Origin of the sequence: Microbacterium sp. NPDC057407 (genome assembly GCF_042803895.1) — a bacterium.
Lineage (GTDB): Bacteria > Actinomycetota > Actinomycetes > Actinomycetales > Microbacteriaceae > Microbacterium.
Window position 1 is genome coordinate 723,745 of record NZ_JBHVCA010000002.1, and the last position, 18,582, is coordinate 742,326.

The 18,582-nt window shown below is 69.9% G+C and carries 21 protein-coding genes and 1 other RNA gene; 7 read left to right on the forward strand and 15 right to left on the reverse strand.

Annotation, left to right across the window (positions count from 1 at the left end; all coding sequences use genetic code 11):
- Positions 1–45: 45 nt before the first annotated feature.
- A complete protein-coding gene (locus ACFUTX_RS08360; RefSeq protein WP_378862598.1) occupies positions 46–1,374 on the forward strand; it encodes a flavin monoamine oxidase family protein in 1,329 nt (442 codons plus the stop codon).
- 66 nt (positions 1,375–1,440) lie between these two features.
- Positions 1,441–2,337 carry a homocysteine S-methyltransferase gene (gene mmuM, locus ACFUTX_RS08365; RefSeq protein ID WP_378862601.1) on the forward strand — a complete coding sequence of 299 codons (897 nt, stop codon included), beginning with the start codon at positions 1,441–1,443 and terminating at the stop codon, positions 2,335–2,337.
- 6 nt (positions 2,338–2,343) lie between these two features.
- On the opposite strand, the gene ACFUTX_RS08370 is transcribed toward mmuM, so the two are convergent.
- The 3 genes from ACFUTX_RS08370 to ssrA form a co-directional block, all read right to left on the reverse strand.
- Complete coding sequence (locus ACFUTX_RS08370; RefSeq protein ID WP_378862603.1) at positions 2,344–3,321, reverse strand: cation diffusion facilitator family transporter; 978 nt, start codon at positions 3,319–3,321, stop codon at positions 2,344–2,346.
- Positions 3,318–3,788, reverse strand: a complete 471-nt coding sequence (locus ACFUTX_RS08375) for a transporter substrate-binding domain-containing protein (protein ID WP_378862606.1) — start codon at positions 3,786–3,788, stop codon at positions 3,318–3,320. Before ACFUTX_RS08375 ends, ACFUTX_RS08370 begins: the two co-directional genes overlap by 4 nt.
- 174 nt (positions 3,789–3,962) lie before the next feature.
- Positions 3,963–4,331, reverse strand: a transfer-messenger RNA (tmRNA) gene (ssrA, locus tag ACFUTX_RS08380).
- Positions 4,332–4,479: 148 nt separating this feature from the next.
- On the opposite strand from ssrA, the gene ACFUTX_RS08385 reads away from it, so the two are divergent.
- Positions 4,480–5,151 (forward strand): SIMPL domain-containing protein, encoded by a 672-nt coding sequence (locus tag ACFUTX_RS08385; protein ID WP_378862609.1) that lies wholly within the window; start codon positions 4,480–4,482, stop codon positions 5,149–5,151.
- A 33-nt stretch (positions 5,152–5,184) separates the two neighbouring features.
- Here the strand turns inward: ACFUTX_RS08385 and smpB are convergent, their stop codons facing one another.
- The 3 genes from smpB to ftsE form a co-directional block, all read right to left on the reverse strand.
- Complete coding sequence (gene smpB / locus ACFUTX_RS08390) at positions 5,185–5,661, reverse strand: SsrA-binding protein SmpB (RefSeq protein ID WP_169582229.1); 477 nt, start codon at positions 5,659–5,661, stop codon at positions 5,185–5,187.
- 85 nt (positions 5,662–5,746) lie between these two features.
- Positions 5,747–6,661, reverse strand: coding sequence for a permease-like cell division protein FtsX (ftsX, locus tag ACFUTX_RS08395; RefSeq protein WP_378862614.1), 915 nt, complete (start codon positions 6,659–6,661; stop codon positions 5,747–5,749).
- Positions 6,658–7,797 (reverse strand): cell division ATP-binding protein FtsE, encoded by a 1,140-nt coding sequence (gene ftsE, locus ACFUTX_RS08400; protein WP_378862617.1) that lies wholly within the window; start codon positions 7,795–7,797, stop codon positions 6,658–6,660. The genes ftsX and ftsE overlap by 4 nt, the downstream gene beginning before the upstream one ends.
- 111 nt (positions 7,798–7,908) lie before the next feature.
- On the opposite strand from ftsE, the gene ACFUTX_RS08405 reads away from it, so the two are divergent.
- On the forward strand, positions 7,909–9,252 hold the full coding sequence (locus ACFUTX_RS08405; RefSeq protein WP_378862619.1) for a DUF222 domain-containing protein: 1,344 nt from the start codon (positions 7,909–7,911) through the stop codon (positions 9,250–9,252).
- A 22-nt stretch (positions 9,253–9,274) separates the two neighbouring features.
- Here the strand turns inward: ACFUTX_RS08405 and prfB are convergent, their stop codons facing one another.
- Entirely contained in the window at positions 9,275–10,387 is a 1,113-nt protein-coding gene (prfB, locus tag ACFUTX_RS08410; RefSeq protein WP_378862622.1) for a peptide chain release factor 2, read from the reverse strand.
- A gap of 20 nt (positions 10,388–10,407) precedes the next feature.
- Between prfB and ACFUTX_RS08415 the strand changes: the two genes are divergently transcribed.
- Both ACFUTX_RS08415 and ACFUTX_RS08420 read left to right on the forward strand, forming a co-directional pair.
- Positions 10,408–11,721 (forward strand): MFS transporter, encoded by a 1,314-nt coding sequence (locus ACFUTX_RS08415; protein WP_378862625.1) that lies wholly within the window; start codon positions 10,408–10,410, stop codon positions 11,719–11,721.
- The gene (locus tag ACFUTX_RS08420; protein ID WP_378862628.1) at positions 11,718–12,089 is read left to right on the forward strand and encodes a hypothetical protein; all 372 of its coding nucleotides are present in this window, start codon (positions 11,718–11,720) and stop codon (positions 12,087–12,089) included. The genes ACFUTX_RS08415 and ACFUTX_RS08420 overlap by 4 nt, the downstream gene beginning before the upstream one ends.
- Before the next feature lie 15 nt (positions 12,090–12,104).
- Here the strand turns inward: ACFUTX_RS08420 and ACFUTX_RS08425 are convergent, their stop codons facing one another.
- From ACFUTX_RS08425 to ACFUTX_RS08460, 8 genes are all read right to left on the reverse strand, one after another.
- On the reverse strand, positions 12,105–13,703 hold the full coding sequence (locus ACFUTX_RS08425) for an esterase/lipase family protein (RefSeq protein WP_378862630.1): 1,599 nt from the start codon (positions 13,701–13,703) through the stop codon (positions 12,105–12,107).
- Positions 13,704–13,775: 72 nt separating this feature from the next.
- A complete protein-coding gene (locus tag ACFUTX_RS08430) occupies positions 13,776–14,216 on the reverse strand; it encodes a pilus assembly protein TadG-related protein (RefSeq protein ID WP_378862893.1) in 441 nt (146 codons plus the stop codon).
- Positions 14,216–14,674, reverse strand: a complete 459-nt coding sequence (locus tag ACFUTX_RS08435; RefSeq protein ID WP_378862633.1) for a TadE/TadG family type IV pilus assembly protein — start codon at positions 14,672–14,674, stop codon at positions 14,216–14,218. Before ACFUTX_RS08435 ends, ACFUTX_RS08430 begins: the two co-directional genes overlap by 1 nt.
- The gene (locus tag ACFUTX_RS08440; protein ID WP_378862636.1) at positions 14,646–15,059 is read right to left on the reverse strand and encodes a TadE/TadG family type IV pilus assembly protein; all 414 of its coding nucleotides are present in this window, start codon (positions 15,057–15,059) and stop codon (positions 14,646–14,648) included. Before ACFUTX_RS08440 ends, ACFUTX_RS08435 begins: the two co-directional genes overlap by 29 nt.
- A 4-nt stretch (positions 15,060–15,063) precedes the next feature.
- Entirely contained in the window at positions 15,064–15,264 is a 201-nt protein-coding gene (locus ACFUTX_RS08445; protein ID WP_378862639.1) for a hypothetical protein, read from the reverse strand.
- A 21-nt stretch (positions 15,265–15,285) separates the two neighbouring features.
- A complete protein-coding gene (locus ACFUTX_RS08450; protein ID WP_378862642.1) occupies positions 15,286–16,218 on the reverse strand; it encodes a type II secretion system F family protein in 933 nt (310 codons plus the stop codon).
- Positions 16,215–17,072 (reverse strand): type II secretion system F family protein, encoded by an 858-nt coding sequence (locus tag ACFUTX_RS08455; protein ID WP_378862645.1) that lies wholly within the window; start codon positions 17,070–17,072, stop codon positions 16,215–16,217. Before ACFUTX_RS08455 ends, ACFUTX_RS08450 begins: the two co-directional genes overlap by 4 nt.
- Positions 17,069–18,238, reverse strand: a complete 1,170-nt coding sequence (locus ACFUTX_RS08460) for a CpaF family protein (protein ID WP_378862648.1) — start codon at positions 18,236–18,238, stop codon at positions 17,069–17,071. Before ACFUTX_RS08460 ends, ACFUTX_RS08455 begins: the two co-directional genes overlap by 4 nt.
- 101 nt (positions 18,239–18,339) lie before the next feature.
- On the opposite strand from ACFUTX_RS08460, the gene ACFUTX_RS08465 reads away from it, so the two are divergent.
- Entirely contained in the window at positions 18,340–18,552 is a 213-nt protein-coding gene (locus tag ACFUTX_RS08465) for a PLDc N-terminal domain-containing protein (protein ID WP_378862651.1), read from the forward strand.
- Positions 18,553–18,582 lie beyond the last annotated feature (30 nt).

An 18,582-nucleotide genomic window follows, 5' to 3' on the forward strand; every position in this document is an offset into this window, starting at 1 on the left:
CGTCGGAGCGCGGCTCGATCAGGGCGCTCGGCAGGAGGGTATGCGATGGAGCAGGTCGACACGATCATCGTGGGCGCCGGCGTGGCCGGACTGACGGCCGCCAGGCTGCTGGCCGCGAACGGTCGGAGCGTGGTGGTGCTCGAAGCCCGCGATCGCGTGGGCGGGCGGGTCGTGACCGACCGGCGCTTCGGCCTCGCCACCGACATGGGGGCGTCCTGGATCCACGGGATCACCGATTCCCCGGTCGCCGCGGCCGCCGCGGCATTCGGCATGCGCACCGTCGAGTTCACGGTCGGCGGATACCAGCCCGACAGCCGTCCGATCGCCTACTACGGCCCCGACGGTGCGCGCCTCTCCGATGCGGCCGCTGCGCACTATGCCGCTGACATCCACGCCGTGGACGCGACTCTCGCCACAGTGATCGCCGGTTCGGCTCCGGATGCCTCGTACCGCGACGTGACCGAGCAGGCCCTGGCCGCGCAGGGCTGGGACGACGAACGCACCCAGCGCGTGCGCGAGTACCTCGAGCACCGCTCCGAGGAGCAGTACGGGGCCTGGATCGACGACCTCGCGGCGCACGGACTCGACGACGACGTGATCGACGGCGACGAGGTCGTGTTCCCCGACGGGTACGACGTCCTTCCCCGCCGCCTGGCGGAGGGCATCGATGTGCGGCTGACGCATGTGGTGGAGCGTGTGCGCTGGTCGGAAGACGGCGTCGACCTGGAGAGCGACCACGGGGTCGTCAGCGCCCGCAACGCGATCGTGACCGTCCCGGTCGGGGTGCTGCAGTCGCCCGACTTCATCATCGAGCCGCCGTTGCCTGAACCCGTGGCCGGCGCGCTCTCCCGGCTCACGATGAACGCGTTCGAGAAGGTGTTCCTGCGCTTCGGGACGAAGTTCTGGGATGACGGGGTCTATGCGATCCGGCAGCAGGGTCCCGAGGGCCGCTGGTGGCACTCCTGGTACGACCTCACCGACCTCCACGACGCGCCGACGCTGCTGACGTTCGCCGCCGGTCCGGCTGCCGTCGCGACGCGCGACTGGTCCGAGGACGAGATCGCCGACTCCGTGCTCGCCCAGCTGCGGCGTCTGTACGGCGACCGCGTGGAGCCGCCGACGCACGTCCACGTCACCGACTGGCAGGACGACCCGTTCTCGCGGGGGTCCTACGCCTACATGACGGTCGGGTCGACCACGGCGGACCACGACGATCTCGCCACACCGATCGGCGGAGTGCTCCATCTGGCGGGTGAGGCGACGTGGACGGATGACCCGGCCACGGTGACGGCGGCGATGCTGTCGGGACACCGTGCCGCTGTGAACGTGCTGGGCCACGACATCCCGATCGAGCAGGCCTGGCAGCGGGACTGACCATCGTGTCGGTTCGAGACGCCGGAGCAGCTGACCGGTGACCGCATCGGCGAAGATGAGCGGGTGATGTTCTCGGCCTCACCGCACGTCGTCGTCCTCGACGGCGGCCTCTCCGACGCGCTCGTGTCGCGCGGGCATGATCTCGGTGACGACCTGTGGACGGCGCGGGTGCTCCGCGACGCACCAGAGGACGTCGCCGCCGCCCATCGCGCGTACTTCGATGCTGGCGCGCAGGTGGCGACGACGGCGAGCTACCAGGCGAGTGTCGAGGGGTTCGAACGAAACGGCATGAGCCGCGCCGAGGCGGCCCGTCTCATCATCCGCAGCGTGACGCTCGCGCGCGAGGTGCGCGACGAGGTCACGGACGTGTCCCGCGACGACGTGCCTCGGCTCGTGGCGGCGTCCGTCGGCCCCTATGGAGCCGTGCTCGCAGACGGCTCGGAGTACCGCGGCCGGTACGGCGTGAGCCGCCGCACGCTGCGTGATTTCCACGGCCCGCGGATGGAGCTGCTCGCCGGCGCCGGCCCCGACCTCCTCGCGCTCGAGACCATCCCCGATCTCGACGAGGTCGCCGTCCTCGTCGACCTCGCGGCCGAGCTCGCCATGCCGGCATGGCTGTCGTGCACCGTGACCGGCGAACGGTTGCGCGACGGCCGCCCGGTGTCAGAGGCGTTCGCTCTCGCCGCCGACGTCGGCTGCATCGTGGCGGTGGGGATCAACTGCTGCGCGCCCGACGACGTGCTCCCGGCGGTGCGGTCCGCCGTGGTCGCGAGCGGCAAGCCCGCCATCGCGTACCCGAACTCGGGAGAGACCTGGGACGGGCTCGCGCACGAGTGGGTGGGTGAATCCCGACTCGACCCCGCGCTCGTCACGTCGTGGGTCGATGCGGGTGCCCGCTTCGTCGGCGGATGCTGCCGCGTGGGTCCCGCCGACATCGCCGGGATCGCGCAGGCGCTGCGCTGAGGACGCTCAGCCCGCGGGTTGCGGCGTCACGACGTCCGGCAGCTCGTCGACCAGCACGAGCACGATGTCCTGCACTTTCCAGTCGATCGCCGTGCATGCCTCTTTCGCTGCCACGATCTTCTTCAGCGACGGCACGCGCCCGTGGCGCGGAACGACGAATGCCTCGATATGGAAGACGTGACCTTCGTCGCGGGTGCGGCAGCCGACCTGCTCGACCCACGGCAGACTCCGAAGGTAGTCCTCGACCTCTCTGCCCACCGGGTGCGGTTTCCGGTCGTCGAAGGTGGTCGCCCGCTCGTCCATCAGGTCGAGGACGGCGGCACGCAGGTTCCGGTAGCCGTCGTACAGGATGCTGCCCGCGATGAACAGCGCAGCCGCATAGTCCAGCCACCACAGTCCGATTCCGACGCCGGCGACGCCCACGATCGACCCCGCGGCGGTCATCCAGTCCGCCTTGTTCATGTCGGCGTCGGCGTACAGCACCTTGTTGTGGAGGTCTCGGGCGAGCTTCATCTTGGCGCGACCGATGAAGATCGGCGGCACCGCGATCAGGGCCATCACGCCGATCATGAGCCAGCCGAGCCAGACGACCTGCCCGAAGATCTCGACCGTGCCGATGGTCGGGTGCTCGCCGCGGATCAGCCCCGTCGCGGAATCGACGACGAGGAACGTCCCCATCGTCGCCAGCGCCACGGCCGCGACGAGGTGCCCCACTCCGACCGACCGATGGAAGCCGTACGGATGCCCGTGAGTCGGCGGCTTCCGGTTGATCGACACCGCGACGAGGAAAGCGATCGGCGGAATGAACGAGAGCAGGTCCTCGAGCCACGCCGCCTTCATCGCCTGGGAGTTGCCGAGCACCAGGAAGACGAGCGTGACGGTGATCGCAAGGAAGCCGATGGTGATCCATTCGAGCCCGATGGCCCGTCGCAGCACGTTCACCTGCTGCGGTGGCAGCACGGTCCGGCCGAAGCTGATGCTCATCGCCGCTCCCCGGCGTGACGGCTCAAGAAGGTCTCCAGGGTCGTGAGGAAGGCGTTCTCACCCATCGGCACGAGCATGACCACCTTGTGCTTTCGTCCCTCCGCGTCGGTGAACTCGTCGTACGGCCTCGTCACTCCGGCGGACGACACCCACGGCGTCGCATCGGTCATGCCCCCGATCACCAGATCGAGGTCGTCGCGTTCCAGAGCGCGCACGAGCGCCTCCTCCGACCCGACGGTCCAGTCGACCTCGGCGTCGATCGTCTCGGCGAACTCCTCGACGAGGTCGACTTCGCGCCCTTCGACCGCGTCCCCGTCCACCGAGGCGAATTCCCCGTTCGGCGACACGCCGACGTTGAGGACTCCGCCGGTCACACGCTCGAGGGTGCCGTCGGGGTCGGCCGGGATCGCCGTGCACCCGGTCAAGGCCAACAGCAGCGACGTCATCGCAACGAGCACTTTGCGCACGGTACGACGGTAGGACGGATGCCGCACCCCACCGACGCCCTGGCGTTCCGAGTCGCAGCGGAACTACGCTTCGGCCTGCGCTCGCGTGGCGATGACGACGGACCGCAGAAAGACGAAAGCCCCGCGATCCGTGATGACACGGGATCGCGGGGCTTTCGTCCGCGACAGCGGCGTTGGTGGAGATGGGGGGAATCGAACCCCCGTCCATCGCTGGGAGACTGCGTCTTCTCCGGGCGCAGTCTGTGAAGACGTTCTGCTCGGCTCCGACCTTTGTCACAGACACCTAAGTCGACGAGCCCAGTCTGGGAAGAGTCCCGCGTGACGTCCAGACGCCGTCACACAGCAAGTTCCCTAGATGACGCCAGGGTCCGTAGCGGGAACGCCTACGGTCCGACGGAGTTCAGGCTCGCTTAGGCAGCGAGGGCGAACTCAGTGCGCTTAGGTTCGGCACTTATTGGTTTGCAGAGATCGTTTACGAGATAACCCTGCATCCTCGGCCCGCTTCTCGCAGATTCGCAGGCGATGTCGAAACCGATCATCCCCAGGAACCTTCTGCTGAAGGGCCGCTGTCACTCTGTGGAGTTCTCACACCCGGAGCCGAAGCACCCGAGCACATCAGTCTACAACGGATGCCTCCCCCCGGCCATTCCCGCCGATGGCTCCGCCGTGTCGGCGGAACTATGCTCGCCGCATGAGCGACGTCGTCATCACCGTCCGAGGCGAGCACGAGCTGCGTCTCGCGCCCGAGCGCGCGGTCGCGCACCTCACCGTGCGGGCCGAGGGTCCCGAGCGTGGTGCGGTGGTCGAGCGGATGGCGGCCTACAGCGAACCGGTGCGCGACGACCTCGCGTCACGCACCTCCGCCGGGACCGTCGTGGAGTGGTCGAGTCAGCGGGTCTCGGTGTGGTCCGAGAGGCCCTGGAGCCCCGACGGCAAGCGCCTGGCGCCCGTGCATTACGGGAGCGTCGACTTCACCGCGACCTTCAGCGACTTCGCGGCGCTGTCATGGTGGGCGGGCGAGGTCGCCGAGCGCGACGGCGTGCAGCTCGGGTGGATCGAGTGGCAGCTCACCCCCGAGACGCGCGCGGCGAGCGAGCGGGATGCCGCGACCTCGGCCGTCCGGGTCGCCGTGGCGCGCGCGGAGTCCTACGCCGCGGCCATCGGATTGTCGTCCGTGACGCCGTCGCAGATCGCCGACCTCGGCCTGCTCGCGCGCCCCGACTCCCCCGCTCCGCAGGCGGAGCGGATGCTGATGTCGAAGGCATCCTTCGCCGCCGACTCCGGAGGCGGGCCGTCTGTGCAGCTCCAGCCGGAGGACATCGTCATCACGGCCGCCGTCGAGGCCCGCTTCATCGCGCGCTGACCGGGCGCGGGAGGATCGGGCGCGGCATCCGGCCTATTCGCCGAGGCGGTTGCGGGTGCGCATCGCGCGCTCGGCCTCGCGCTTGTCTTCGCGCTCGCGGATGGTCTGCCGCTTCTCGTACTCGCGCTTGCCCTTCGCGACGGCGATCTCGACCTTCGCGCGACCGTCGTTGAAGTAGAGCTTCAGCGGAACGAGCGTGTAGCCCCCGGCGGACACCGCGTGCGAGAGCTTCACGATCTCGTCCTTGTGGAGGAGGAGCTTGCGGATGCGCTTGGCGGCGTGGTTGGTCCAGTGGCCCTGCGAGTACTCCGGGATATGGACGGCGTCGAGGAAGGCCTCGCCGTTCTGGATGTACGCGTAGCCGTCCGAGATGTTCGCGCGACCCTGCCGCAGCGACTTCACCTCGGTCCCCGTCAGCACCAGGCCCGCCTCGTACGTCTTCTCGATCGTGTACTCGTGGCGCGCGCGACGATTGGTCGCGACGACCTTCTCCCCGCGTTCCCTGGGCATGGTGACTCCTCGTTCCGAGCCGCGCGGGCGCACGGCAGCCGTTCAGTCTACCCCCGGAGCGCCACTGGGCATGCCGTCGGTGCCCTCAGGCGCGCAGCCACCGCCGGATCGCGAAGCTCGCAGACAGTGCGGCGAGCACCACGCCGATGAGGACGAGCACGGGCACGACCAGCCAGGCGTCCGCGACGTCGACCCAGGTCGTGACGAACTCCACCCGCCCGCGAAGGTACTGGTCGACCCCGAAATGCACCCCCGCGAGCACCGCCGCGCTGGCGAGGATCGAGCCGATGAGCGCGGCGAAGACACCCTCGAGCACGAACGGCGTCTGGATGAATCGGTTGGATGCCCCGACCAGGCGCATGATTCCGAGCTCGCGCCTGCGCGCGAACGCCGAGAGGCGGATCGTGGTGGCGATCAGCAGCACTGCTGCGATCAGCATGAGTGCCGCGATGCCGACCGCGATGTAGGTCGCGACCGTCAAGGCCGAGAACAGCGGCTCGAGGTACTGCAGCTGATCCTGCACCTCTTCGACGCCCTCGGTGCCGGCGAACGCCTCGATGATGACGTCGGACTGATTCTGATCGACGAGGTTGATCCAGTACGTCTCGTTCAGCTGGTCGGGGGTGATGACACTCGCGTAGTCCTCCCCCAGCAGCTCGAGAACGTTCTGGTACGCCTCCTCGCTGTCCTCGAAGCGCACATCGCGGATCAGCGGCGAGAGCGCCGGCCCGTCGAGCTTCTCCTGAACGGCGGCGAGCTGCTCGTCGGTGGCGACACCGCCCGTACAGGTCGGAGCCTGCGAGATCGCGGTGCACATGTAGATCGCGACCTGGGCGCGGTCGACCCAGAAGTCCTTCATGGTGGCGATCTGCATCTGCATGAGGATCGCCGCGCCGACGAACGTGAGCGAGACGAACGTCACGAGGACGACCGAGATCACCATGGAAGCGTTGCGCCGCAGGCCCGTGAACGCCTCCGACAGGATCAGACCGACCCTCACGACGTGGGCCCCACTTCGTCGTCGTCGCGTGTGCCGAGGCCGAGGCGGTCGGCGAGTCCGAGCTCGGCCACATCCACCTCCGGAAGGTCGACGACGGGAACCGGTTGCGTGGCGGACGCCGGCACCTTCGTGATCGGAGCGGCCGGCTGTTCCTGGACTGCCGGCTCGCGCACCGCGTCAGACGCAGCGGGCGACGCCGGCGCGGCGGGCGCGGCCGGGTCGGCCCACTCCGTGTCGGAAGGCGCGAGCTCGGGTGCTGGACGGGAAGGGGCCGGCTGACGAGGGGCGGAGGGCGCGGCATCCGTCGTCTCCTCCTCCCGGCCGAGCAGCGTGGGGTCGAGGCCCGCTTCGGCCGCCGCGGCGGCCTCTCGCTGCACCTCGAGCACCGCCGTGAGGGCGGCCACGGCGGCGGCTCCGCGCTCCTGCTCAGGAGCGAGGCTCGGCAGGCTGGACGTGTCGCCGTACCCGCCGTGGCGCTCGTCGCGCACCATCTCGCCGTTGCGCAGCTCGATCACGCGACGCTGCATCTGGTCGACGAAACCGGCCTCGTGCGTCGCCATGACCACGGTCGTGCCGCCTCCGTTGATGCGCGCGAGGAGCTGCATGATGTCGACCGACGTCGCCGGGTCGAGGTTTCCGGTCGGCTCATCGGCGAGCAGGACCTGCGGCCGGTTGACGAGCGCCCGGGCGATCGCGACACGCTGCTGCTCGCCTCCGGAGAGCTCGTGGGGCAACCGCTTCTCCTTGCCGTCGAGCCCGACCAGGGCCAGCACCTCCGGAACGGTCTGCTGGATGTAGCCGCGGGAGGATCCCGTCACCTGGAGCGTGAAGGCCACGTTCTGGAACACGGTCTTGCCCGGAAGCAGCCGGAAGTCCTGGAACACCGCGCCGATGTGGCGGCGGAAGTACGGCACCTTGCGGTTCGAGAGGGTGCGGAGGTCACGCCCCAGCACCACGACCCGGCCGTCTGACGGGGACTCCTCGCGAAGGATCATGCGCAGGCACGACGACTTGCCCGAGCCCGAGGCGCCCACGAGGAACACGAACTCGCCGCGCAGCACCTCGAAATCGACATTGTTGAGGGCAGGTCTGGACGTGCCCCGGTAGCGCTTCGTGACGTTCTCGAACCGGATCATGGCCTAAGAAGCCTAAGCGGATGCCGCGGCCGCGCCCCCTGCGACACCCGGTGCGTGCGGATCGGAGGCCGGCTCCAGCGAATGTCGTACCTTTGTTCTAACTTCGAGTGCATGGAGAACGACCCGCTCGACGACCTCGGGGCCGAATACGCCGACCACACAGACGACCTCGAAGGGCGCCTCGCCGAGTCGGATTGGCTCGCGCCCCCGCTCGACGAGATCGACCGCGTCACCGAGGTGGCGGGGATGATGGCGGTGTTCGCCGCCGAGCGCTTCGCACACGTCGATGCCCTGCGGCTCCAGGCCTTGGCTGAGGTCGGTCGATACGGCGGGGCGATCGCCCCCGTAGTCGAGAGGTCGGTCCGACTCGAGTTGGCTGCCGCACTGCGCGTCACCGAGTCGGCGGCGGGCCAACTCATGGCGGTGGCCGAGTCGCTCGTACACCGCTACCCGGCGGCGCTGACCTCTCTCTCACGCGCCCGGATGACCGAGCGGCACGCCGAGGTCCTCGCCACGATGCTCAACGAGGTCGATGAGGTGGTTCGCGACGAGTTGGTCCCCCGAGCGGTGGAACTGGCCGAGACCCTCGCCGTCGGCGCGTTCCGTCGGTCGCTTCGGCGGCTGATCGACCTCGCAACGGCGGCTTCGCTGGCTGAGCGGCAGCGGGCCGCGTTGGGGAAGCGCCGCGTGATCGTCGAGCCCGCAGCCGACGGCATGGCCTGGGTCCACGCTTTCCTTCCGGCGGTGGAGGCCTTCGCCCTCCACTCGAGGATCACCGCGATCGGCAAGACGCTGACGGCGCATCCCGACGAGGAGCGAACGCTCGATCAGGCGCGCGCCGACGTGTTCGGCGACCTGCTGATCGATGGCGATACTGCGGCGCTCCCCCAGTCACGCGGCATCCGCGCCACTGTCGCTGTCACGGTGCCGGCGCTGGCTCTGCTACACCCCGACGACAGGAGCCGCCATGCGGCGGGTCTCGCGCCGGCGGTCGTCGAGGGCGTGGGTCCGATCCCGCTCGAGCGGGCGGGAGAACTGTGCGGAGGGGCCGAGGGGTGGATGCGGGTCCTCACTCATCCCGAGACCGGCATGGTGCTCTCGGTCGGCCGCGATCAGTATCGGCCGCCGCCCGCCCTCCGGCGACTGGTGCGATGGCGATCCGAGACCTGTATGGCGCCCGGTTGCGGCATCCCGGCTTCCGGACGCGAGATCGATCACACCCAGGCGTGGGAGCACGGTGGAGAGACCACCGTCACCAACCTGGCTCCGCTGTGCAAGGGCCATCACACCGTGAAGCACCACGGCGGGTGGTCGGTGAGGCAGCCAACCGACGGCGGTGGCGCCGTCGAGTGGAGGTCACCGTCGGGGCGCCGCTACCTGGTGCAGCCAACCCGGCCGACGCCCGCGTTCCGCCCTTCGCCGACCGCCCCATACGCCGGCGACGCACCGTTCTGAAGCACGGCGTCTCGGCAGCGGGTCAGTCGTCGTCGTCTTTACGCTTGCGCCAGCGGATGCCTGCCGCGATGAATCCGTCGAGGTCACCGTCGAACACGGTCGCCGGGTTCCCGACCTCGTGACCGGTGCGAAGATCCTTGACCAGCTGCTGACCGTAGAGGAAGTACGAGCGCATCTGATCGCCCCAGCTTGCGGTGATGACGCCCGCGAGCTCCTTCTTCTTCGCCGCCTCCTCCTCGCGCTTGAGAAGCAGAAGTCGCGTCTGCAACACGCGCATAGCAGCGGCGCGGTTCTGGATCTGCGACTTCTCGTTCTGCATGGAGACCACGATTCCCGTGGGGATGTGCGTGATGCGGACCGCCGAGTCGGTCGTGTTCACCGACTGCCCGCCGGGGCCCGACGAGCGGAAGACGTCCACGCGGATGTCGCCCTCGGGGATGTCGACCTCGACGGCCTCCTCCATCACGGGGATGACCTCGACCGCAGCGAAGCTGGTCTGCCGCTTGTCGGCCGAGCCGAACGGGCTGATGCGCGCGAGACGATGCGTGCCGGCCTCGACTGAGAGCGTCCCGTAGGCGTACGGGGCGTCGATCTCGAAGGTGGCCGACTTGATGCCCGCGCCCTCGGCGTACGACGTGTCCATGACCTTGACGGGGTACTTGTGGCGCTCGGCCCAGCGCAGGTACATGCGCAGCAGCATCTCCGCGAAGTCGGTCGCGTCGTCGCCGCCCGCACCGGAGCGGATGGTGACGACGGCTGACCGGTCGTCGTACTCCCCGTCCAGCAGGGTTTGCACCTCGAGCTGGCTGATGATGTCCTCGAGCTCGGCGAGCTCATGGCGAGCCTCCTCCGCCGAGTCCTCGTCGTCCATCTCGTTGGCCAGCTCGACGAGCACGTCCAGGTCGTCGAGACGCTGCTCGATGTCGGTGATCCGCTTCAGGGAGGCCTGACGGTGGCTGAGCGCACTGGTGACCTTCTGCGCCTTCTCGACGTCGTCCCACAGGTCGGGCGCGCCCGCCTCCTCGCTGAGCCGCGCAATGTCGCTGGTGAGCGCCTCGACGTCCACGACCGCCTTGATGTCGGCGAACGTGGAGCGCAGGGCCTGGATATCGGCGGACAGATCGAGCTCGAGCATGACAGTCCAGACTAACGTGGATGCACGTGAGCGATGGCCCGGACAGCGTGCCCGTCCGCGACGTGCTCCGGCGCTTCGCGCCGATGATCTACGGTCCCACCGTGCTGTTCGCGCTCGGCGAGGGCGCCGTCATCCCCCTGATCCCGGTGATCGCGGCCGAACTCGGGGCCGATGTGGCGACCGCGGCGCTCGTGGCGTCCGCCCTCGTCGTGGGTCAGCTGTGCGGCAACATCCCCGCCGGCTGGGCGGTGGCCCGCATCGGCGAGCGGTTCACGATGGCGGCAGCCGGGCTCCTGTCGTTGAGCGGAGTGGTGGCACTCGCGCTCGCCCCATCGCTGGGGGTCTTCGCCATCGCGGTCTTCGTCGTCGGATTCTGCGCGGCGGCGTTCGGGCTCGCCCGTCATTCCTTCATGACCACCCGGGTGCCGCTGGCCTTCCGGGCTCGCTCGCTCTCGCTTCTCGGCGGAACCTTCCGCCTGGGAATGTTCCTCGGCCCGTTCGTCGCGGCTGGCCTGCTCGCGCTCTTCGGAGACGAGCATGCCGCGATCTGGTTCTTCGGCGTCTGTCTCGTCGCCACGGTCCTGCTGGTGGTGCTGGGCCCCGACCCCGAAGCCGTCGTCGCGGTCGCTCCGCCGGCGAATCGCGGAGCAGCCGACGTCGACCTGGCCGAGGACACCGGCGAGCTGATCACCGCCTCCCTCCGAGTGGCGCCGGGCACCGAAGGCGCTCGGGCGGGGGTGTTCCGCACGATGTGGCACTTCCGAGGCGTGCTCGCCCGACTGGGCCTGGCCGCGGCATCCCTCGCCGCCGTCCGCTCGGCGCGCCAGGTGGTGCTGCCCCTCTGGGGCGTGTCGATCGGGCTCGACGCGCAGACCATCGCGCTGGTGGTCGGGGTGTCGGGAGCCATCGACTTCGCTCTGTTCTATGCGAGCGGGCAGGTGATGGACCGGTTCGGTCGGCTGTGGGCGGCCCTGCCGGCGATGCTCCTCATGGGCGCCGGATTCATCGCGCTGGCGTTCACGCACGACACCGCCCAGGCGGCCATGTGGTTCGCCCTCTTCGCGGCCGTGCTCGGCGTCGGCAACGGGCTGTCCAGCGGCATCCTCCTCACGCTCGGCGCGGATGTCGCGCCGAAAGCCGACCCGGCGCCCTTCCTGGGTTCCTGGCGCACGCTCACGGACGCCGGCGGCGCCGCCTCGCCTCTCCTCGTGTCGGGGATCGCTGCGATCTCCACGCTGTCGATCGCGACCGGCGCCATGGGCTTCATCGGCCTCATCGGGGCTGCCGCGTTCGTCCGCTGGGTTCCGCGATTCATCCCGAGGGCGAGGCGATGACCGACATCGACGGGAGCGGTACCGGCGGCATCGCGGACGGCCCCCGCACCATGTCTTTCTGCCGGAGCCGCAACCAGGGCCGCCGCTGCACGAGGCCGCTCGACCACCGGGGCCTCCACCGCCACCGGACGATCATGTGGACGGATGCCGCGGCCGACCCGCCTCGCTGCCCGGGCTCCGGCGCCCCCGGCCACGCCGCCGCTCCCCTGCCCGATGGCTTCCCTCACGGCCGGGCGCTGTGCCGCCGCTGCCTCCGCTTCGTGCCGCTCGACACGGCGGGGAACCTCGTCGAGCACGAGACCTCTGATCCGAAGGAGAGCGACATCGAGGCCGAGCGGCGACGGGAGTGGTTCAACACGGCGGGCTGACGTGCCGACGCGACGTCACGAACCCGCCGGTGTCCCGGCGAGCGTGTGCGGGGTGACGGTGATCCGGATGCGCGCGTTCGCCCCGAGGAGCCGACGGGCGATCTCGGGGACCGGCTTCTCCCCCGCCCACAGGAGCGGAACGTCGGGGAAGAGGTCGGTGAGCTTCTCGTCGTCGGTCGGCCTCCAGTCACGCACCGGCACGTCGACGGTGCTCGTCCAGGTGGCCCACGCCTGGGGCGGGGTGCCGTCCGCGCCCGGCTCGATGTCGACGAGCAGGGCGTCCTGCCAATCCTCGGTCTGCTCCATGTGATCGAAGAACGCGAAGCCGCCGCCGGGCACCTCACGGATCGACAGAAGCCGCAGCTTCAGCGCATGGCGCAGCGTGGGCACGAGACGGCGGCCGCTCATCGGCCGCGGGGTGCGCGTCGAGAGGAAGGTCGTAAGGAGAGGCTGGGGGGTGTCGACGGTGTCCTCCGTCGAGTGACGCTCGACCAGCACCGGACAGAGGTGCGAAGCGCTCTGCTCGTGAACCAGTACCGGCAGTCCGCGGATGGCGACGGCCGCGTCCATCTGGAACTCCACTTCGGGGGCGGCATCCCGTCCGACGTCGAGGCCCCAGAACTCGATCTGCACCTTGAGGTCGCCGAACAGGAACCTCTGGAGGTTCTGGTAACCCTCCTCCGAGTTGACGATGCCGTAGCGGCCGCTGTGGCTGCGGTGCACCACCGCCCGATTGGCCTTCTGCACCGCGGCGCGGTCGATCTGCACGAGCCCGTCGCTGCGGGCGCCGACCGCTTTGGACGACAGCCCGAGGGCCACGTCGTAATCCTCGGGGTTGGATCCGACGAGGCAGAACAGGCGATCCACCGGAAAGCCGTCGTCGGGCATCACGGTGGAGTCGAATCCGTCGGGCGCGGGGGTGCCGCGGTCCACGCCGGGGGTGAGGTACTGGTACATACGGTCGGGGCCGAAGATGTCGGACCCCTGGAAGCCCGTCGCGTCGCGGATGCGCTCGAGCAGACCGAATCCGACGGCGAACGCGATGCCGCCGTGCGGAGTGGCGTAGGTGAAGACGCGCGCGACGTACTCGGCGGCGGCCGCCGGGTCGACGGGCTCGTCGCCGTTCCTCACTGCCTCAGGGATGATGCGCTGGAGCAGACAACGGCAGACGAGGCCGCCCATGGAATGCGCGACGAGCATCACCTGCGGCGCGCCGGTCTTCTCGCGCACCGTCTGGACCAGCGCGAACAAGTCGGCGGCCGCGTTCTCGAGCGAGAACTCAGTCGGCCGGTCGGCGAAGGTGGAGGCCGATACGTCATAGAAACGGTGGATCCACACCGTGGCGGCATTCACGGATCCGGGTTCCGCCTGTTCGAGGAAGAGACGCTGATCGCCGTACACCGGCACCTGGTAGTCGTGGTCGGTGATCAGGCGGAGGAGGGGCGACTCGAACTGATGGAACTGCGGTGTGCCCGTGCCATCCGCGCGGACGTGAACCGAACCCTGGCTGAATCCGTAGAACGGGTCGTCCACGGCCGAATTGATCTGACCGGTGCCGCCCGCGAAACCCCTGACATAGATGATGGGCAGCCGCCCATCCCCCTGGTACGCCATAGTCCACCCCGACCGCCGTTGTTGCCGCCGAAAGTACGCCGGTACCGTCGCGCGAGCAAGACCGCGGCTCGCTCACCGGAGGGCGGTGCGGCTGGTGGCCGTGGCTTCGAGTGCCACCCCGTCGGGTACGAAGAGCGTGAGGACAGGGGGATGCCACGAGGCCGCCACCGTCACGCGCGATGAGACTCCGTCGGGGGCAGAGGCCGACACGACCCGGGTGTCTCCGCCCGCGACCGCGACGATCGCTGCGGCCTGATCACGCACGTCGGCGGCGCTGAGGGTGGCGTGGGGCCCGTCAGCGTCGACCGTGAGCACGAATCCGTCCGCAGCGGCGAGGGCCGCGGCATCCGCCACCGCATCCAGCCGCTTCTGCGCGAGGTAGAGGCTCGTCGCATCCACGCACACCAGGATCAGCGCCAAGGCGAGCGCTGCGTAGCCGATTGTCAGGAGCAGGACGCTGCCGCCGTCGTCATCGGCCAGGGGCTCGCTCCCCCGGCCCGCCGGTCCGCGGATCACCCGCCACCCCACCGTCGGGACACCTTCTGCAGCGACGTCGCCTCGAGCGGGATGCGCGCCACCTCGTCCACTCCCAGCACCGAAGGAACGAGCGGGAGAGTGACACGGGTGCGCACCGTGACCACCAGCGTGGCGCCGGGGGCCGGGCACGCCGCGGACGCGGGACGGCACGAGAACTCGACCGACGCCTCGCCCGGGTCGAGCCCGTATTCCTCCACCACGGAGTCCAGCACGAGCCGCGTTCGACGAGCGGCGTCGTCCCGGCCCTGAGCCGTGGCGACGGCGCGGGCGATATGGCGGGCACCCGCTTCCGCACCCAGCGACTGCTCCTGGATGGCGCCGAGCGCGACCACCAGATACACGAGCGGCACGAGCATCAGCACGCCCAGCAGGATGAACTCGACCGCGGCCGATCCTCGCTCCGCGTCATCCGTCCAATGATTCGGCCGGTGCAACCGCTGTCACCTCCAGGGCACGGGGAACTCCGAGCAGCCCGATGAGGGGAAGCGTGGTCTGCACCCGCACCTCGACAACCGCATGACCGGGTGTCTCGCGGTCTCGGACCGTGATGTCCCGCGCGTACTCCGCGCCGATCGTGCGGGTGATGATGTCGCGGGTGCGCTCCCCGCCGTCGACCGTCGACGTGTCGGCGAGAGCGGCATGATGCGCACCCTCCACGGCAGCGTCGTGAACGACGTTCCGCACGTAGACGGCGAGCCCGAACTGCAGGATGCCGAGCGTGAGCAGCGTGAGGAGGGTGCCCACGAGGACGAACTCGACGGGACTCGATCCGCGCTCGCCGGCGGCCGCCGCCCGGAGCGGATCCCTGATCGACGTCACGGCGTCAGAAGCCTCCGACGCGGGAGATCGCCTGTTCGAACAGGGCGCTCAGCGCCGGTCCGGCGAGCGCCCAGATCACCACGACCAGACCAGCAGTCATCAGGGTGATGAGCACCCAGCCGGGGACGTCGCCGCGCTCGTCGCGCTGGAGCGCAGCGTGAGCGGTACGAAGTCGAGCGAACGCGGAACCGAGGCGTCGGATCATTTCTCTCCTTGGGTTGAGGCGTCATCCGACGCCGAGTCGAAGCATGAACACCCCTGGGAACACGGCGAAAAGCACGCTCAAGGGGAGGATGAGGAACACGAGGGGGAACAGCATGTAGATCTCTTTGCGCCCTGCACGCTCGATGAGGGTGCGCTTCGCGTCTTCGCGTGCGTCGAGCGCTTGCGCGTGAAGAACCTGGGCCAGAGGCGCTCCTCGGTCGATGGCCGCCACGACCTGGTCGACGGCGCGGGTCACGGCGGGGATCTGCAGTCGGTCGGCGAGCTTCTCGAGTGCCTCGGGAAGCGGAGAGCCCGTGCCGACCGCCACGACGACACCTCGCAACTCGATGGTGAGCTCTCCAGCGCCCACGTCACTCACCCGTCGCAGGGAATCGAGGATCCCCTCGCCTGCCGACAGGCACAGCGCCAGGAACTCGAGCGTGGTGGGGAGCTCCTCCTCGATGCGGCCAACCCGCGAGCGGGCGACTCTCGAGAGCCAGACGTCGCAGGTCACGGCCCCGGCGACGGCGAGCAGTGGAGGAAGCAGGGCGATGGCGGGCGATCCCGGCCCGAGGAGCACCGCCGCGACGAGGACGACGCCGCCCAGCCCGAGACCGGCGATCGCGAAGGCGAGCTGCCTTCCGCGGAAGGCCGCGGCGTCGGGCCTGCGACCGGCTTGGTGCAGTCGGCGGACGAGGTGCGCTTCTCCCCCGGCGAGCTGACCGAAGCGCTGCCTGAGCACCGACCACGCCACTGTCGCGTCGCGGGCAGCCGAAGAGGGAACGATGCCCATGCCGCGCGGGTCGGTGACGTCGCGGATGTATGGGGCGATGCGACGGGACAGGGATGCTGCTCCCCATCGCGGTGCGCGGGCCAGCATCAGGCAGCACCCGACGCCCAGCCCGCAGCCCAGGACCACCGCTGTGGCGATGTCGTCGGGCTCGATGGCGATCATCCGAACCACCGCCGAGGCTCGGGCAGGCGTCCGAGTCGGAGCATCGTGCGGTATGCGACCAGCGAAACGACGGCGCCGACCAGAATGAGCACGACTCCCTCCGGGCTGCCGTACGCCCGGGCCCCTTCGGCGCGGAGCGCGAGAAGAGCGAGAATCACCCAGGGTGCCGCCACCCCGAGCACCGCGGCTCCGCGGATCCACGACTGGCGCGACTCGACCTCGGCTCGCAGAGCCGCGTCGGCCCGGACCGATGCCGCCAGCGCGCGGAGCACCGGTGTCAGTTCGGTGCCGCCGACCTGCCGGGCCATACGAAGCGTCTCGAGGATGCGGTCTGCGACGGGGTCCGCGAGTGCCGTCTTCGCGCGTCGCACGCTGGAGTCGAAGTGACCTGACGCCGACAGATCCGTGCGGAAAGCGGCGAAGGCCGGACGGATCTCGGCGGGCGCGGAGTCGGCGAGACTGGCGACCGCGTCGGGCAGGCTCATCCCCGCGCGGACGGACGCGATCAGCAGGTCGCACACATCGGGCCACAGCGCCCGTCGGAGCTTGAGGAGCCGGGAGCGCCGGGCACGGAGCCAGACGAACGGCGCGATCGCCCCCGCCGCCCCCGCGACGACGCATAACGCTGTCACCTGGGTGCCCAGCCACGTCGAGGAAGCTGCGACACCGGCGCAGCACGCCGACGCGACGACCACCGCGCCCGGGGTGAGGCGCGCGAGTCCCGCCGCCTCGAGAAGAGCGGCCAATCTGCCGGTGGAGAGCCGCTCGGCTCGGGGTGCGCCGACCGGCCACATCCACGGCGACAGCACCAGGAGCAGCCCGGCGGCGAGCGTCGCACCCCACACGAACGTCATCGGGGCGCCTCGTACAGCGTGCGTGCGGCAATGACTCCGCCCACGACGCCGGTCGGCGTGACGACCTCGCGCACACGGCGTCGGCCCGCGGCATCCCTCTCGCAGTGCACGACCAGGTGAACGGATGCCGCGACCGCCGGCAGCACGAAGGACGAATCGATGTTGCGGCCTGCCAGGAGGGGCAGCGCGGCGAGCTTCGAGAGCGCGTCGCGGGCGGAATTGGCGTGGATCGTGGCGGAGCCGGGTACTCCTGTGTTGAGCGCGAGCACCAGGTCGAGGGCTTCGGCGTCGCGCACTTCTCCCACGACGAGCCGGTCGGGCCGCATGCGGAGAGCCTCTTTCACGAGCCGGCGGAGGGTGACCTCTCCGGTGCCTTCGAGGCTCGGCTGCCGGCCCTGCAGCGCGACGATGTCGGGTGCCGCGACGGCGAGTTCGAACGTCTCCTCGACGGTGACGATGCGGTGCGAGGGCGGGCAGGCGGCGATGAGCGCGCCGAGCATCGTCGTCTTGCCCGCGTGGGTGGCTCCCGAGACGAGAACCGATTCGCCGCGGGTCATCGCGGCACGGAGCAGATCGGCGACGTCGAACGGCAGCGACCCGGCGGCGGCGAGGTGGTCGAGGTCGCCGAACGCGGGGAGGAACTTGCGGATGTTCACCGACCAGTGACGCCGGGTGATGTCGGGGATGACGACGTGCAGGCGGGAGCCGTCGGGAAGGGACGCGTCGACGAAGGGCTGGCTCAGGTCGACGCGGCGCCCCGTGGATTGCAGCATCCGCTCGACGAGGTCGCGGACGGCGGTGTCGCTGAGGGTGAGGGGTGTGCGTTCTGGAACCCCTTGCCGTGCGATGAAGATGCGATCGGGCGCGTTGATCCAGAGCTCCTCGACAGTGGGGTCGTCGAGGTAGGGCTGGAGGGGCCCGAAACCCGCGACCGCGGCGAGCACTTCGCGAACGCACGCCGCTTCATCGTCGGCGGGCATCAGCCCCCGGGCGAGCGCGAAGTCGTTGTGCCGTCGGACTTCGGTCCGGGCGACGTGGGCGGCGAACTCCGGGTCGCGTGACGGGTCGGTGCGTTCCGCGCGCAGCCGTTCGCGCACCCGCTCCGCGACGAGGGACGCGACGCTGCTCGTGGCAGTGGCGGCGAAGGAGGCGGTGGATGCGGGCACCGAAGCATCCTTGCAACTCCGTCGCGCGCGCCCTCGAAGTTATCCACAGGGTGCGTGTCGGCTGCGGGCGAGGCAGGATGGTCGGGACGGAAGGAATCGGAATGACGGACATGAAGACGCGGCTGCCGGCCGGCGGGCGTGCAGCGCTCGGAGTCATCGGGCTCGTGCAGGCCGCCTTCGCCTTCCTCGCCTTCTGGGATCTCGCCCACCGTGACGCCGCGGAGGTGCGCGGACCCAAGCCGCTGTGGATCCCGGCGATCCTTGTGAACTGGGTCGGACCGGCAAGCTACTTCCTCTTCGGCATCCGCCGCTGACGCGGCTCGCGGGGTCGCCCGCGTGACGGC

What these genes read in the sequence shown, in the direction of transcription:
- ACFUTX_RS08465 (WP_378862651.1), top strand. Translation starts at nt 18,340, where the DNA reads ATGACGGACATGAAGACGCGGCTGCCGGCCGGCGGGCGTGCAGCGCTC.
- ACFUTX_RS08455 (WP_378862645.1), bottom strand. Translation starts at nt 17,072, where the DNA reads ATGACGTTCGTGTGGGGTGCGACGCTCGCCGCCGGGCTGCTCCTGGTG.
- ACFUTX_RS08385 (WP_378862609.1), top strand. Translation starts at nt 4,480, where the DNA reads ATGAGCGACGTCGTCATCACCGTCCGAGGCGAGCACGAGCTGCGTCTC.
- ftsE (WP_378862617.1), bottom strand. Translation starts at nt 7,797, where the DNA reads ATGATCCGGTTCGAGAACGTCACGAAGCGCTACCGGGGCACGTCCAGA.
- ACFUTX_RS08425 (WP_378862630.1), bottom strand. Translation starts at nt 13,703, where the DNA reads ATGGCGTACCAGGGGGATGGGCGGCTGCCCATCATCTATGTCAGGGGT.
- ACFUTX_RS08450 (WP_378862642.1), bottom strand. Translation starts at nt 16,218, where the DNA reads ATGATCGCCATCGAGCCCGACGACATCGCCACAGCGGTGGTCCTGGGC.
- ACFUTX_RS08405 (WP_378862619.1), top strand. Translation starts at nt 7,909, where the DNA reads ATGGAGAACGACCCGCTCGACGACCTCGGGGCCGAATACGCCGACCAC.
- ACFUTX_RS08360 (WP_378862598.1), top strand. Translation starts at nt 46, where the DNA reads ATGGAGCAGGTCGACACGATCATCGTGGGCGCCGGCGTGGCCGGACTG.
- ACFUTX_RS08445 (WP_378862639.1), bottom strand. Translation starts at nt 15,264, where the DNA reads ATGATCCGACGCCTCGGTTCCGCGTTCGCTCGACTTCGTACCGCTCAC.
- ACFUTX_RS08415 (WP_378862625.1), top strand. Translation starts at nt 10,408, where the DNA reads ATGCACGTGAGCGATGGCCCGGACAGCGTGCCCGTCCGCGACGTGCTC.
- smpB (WP_169582229.1), bottom strand. Translation starts at nt 5,661, where the DNA reads ATGCCCAGGGAACGCGGGGAGAAGGTCGTCGCGACCAATCGTCGCGCG.
- prfB (WP_378862622.1), bottom strand. Translation starts at nt 10,387, where the DNA reads ATGCTCGAGCTCGATCTGTCCGCCGATATCCAGGCCCTGCGCTCCACG.
- mmuM (WP_378862601.1), top strand. Translation starts at nt 1,441, where the DNA reads ATGTTCTCGGCCTCACCGCACGTCGTCGTCCTCGACGGCGGCCTCTCC.
- ACFUTX_RS08420 (WP_378862628.1), top strand. Translation starts at nt 11,718, where the DNA reads ATGACCGACATCGACGGGAGCGGTACCGGCGGCATCGCGGACGGCCCC.
- ACFUTX_RS08370 (WP_378862603.1), bottom strand. Translation starts at nt 3,321, where the DNA reads ATGAGCATCAGCTTCGGCCGGACCGTGCTGCCACCGCAGCAGGTGAAC.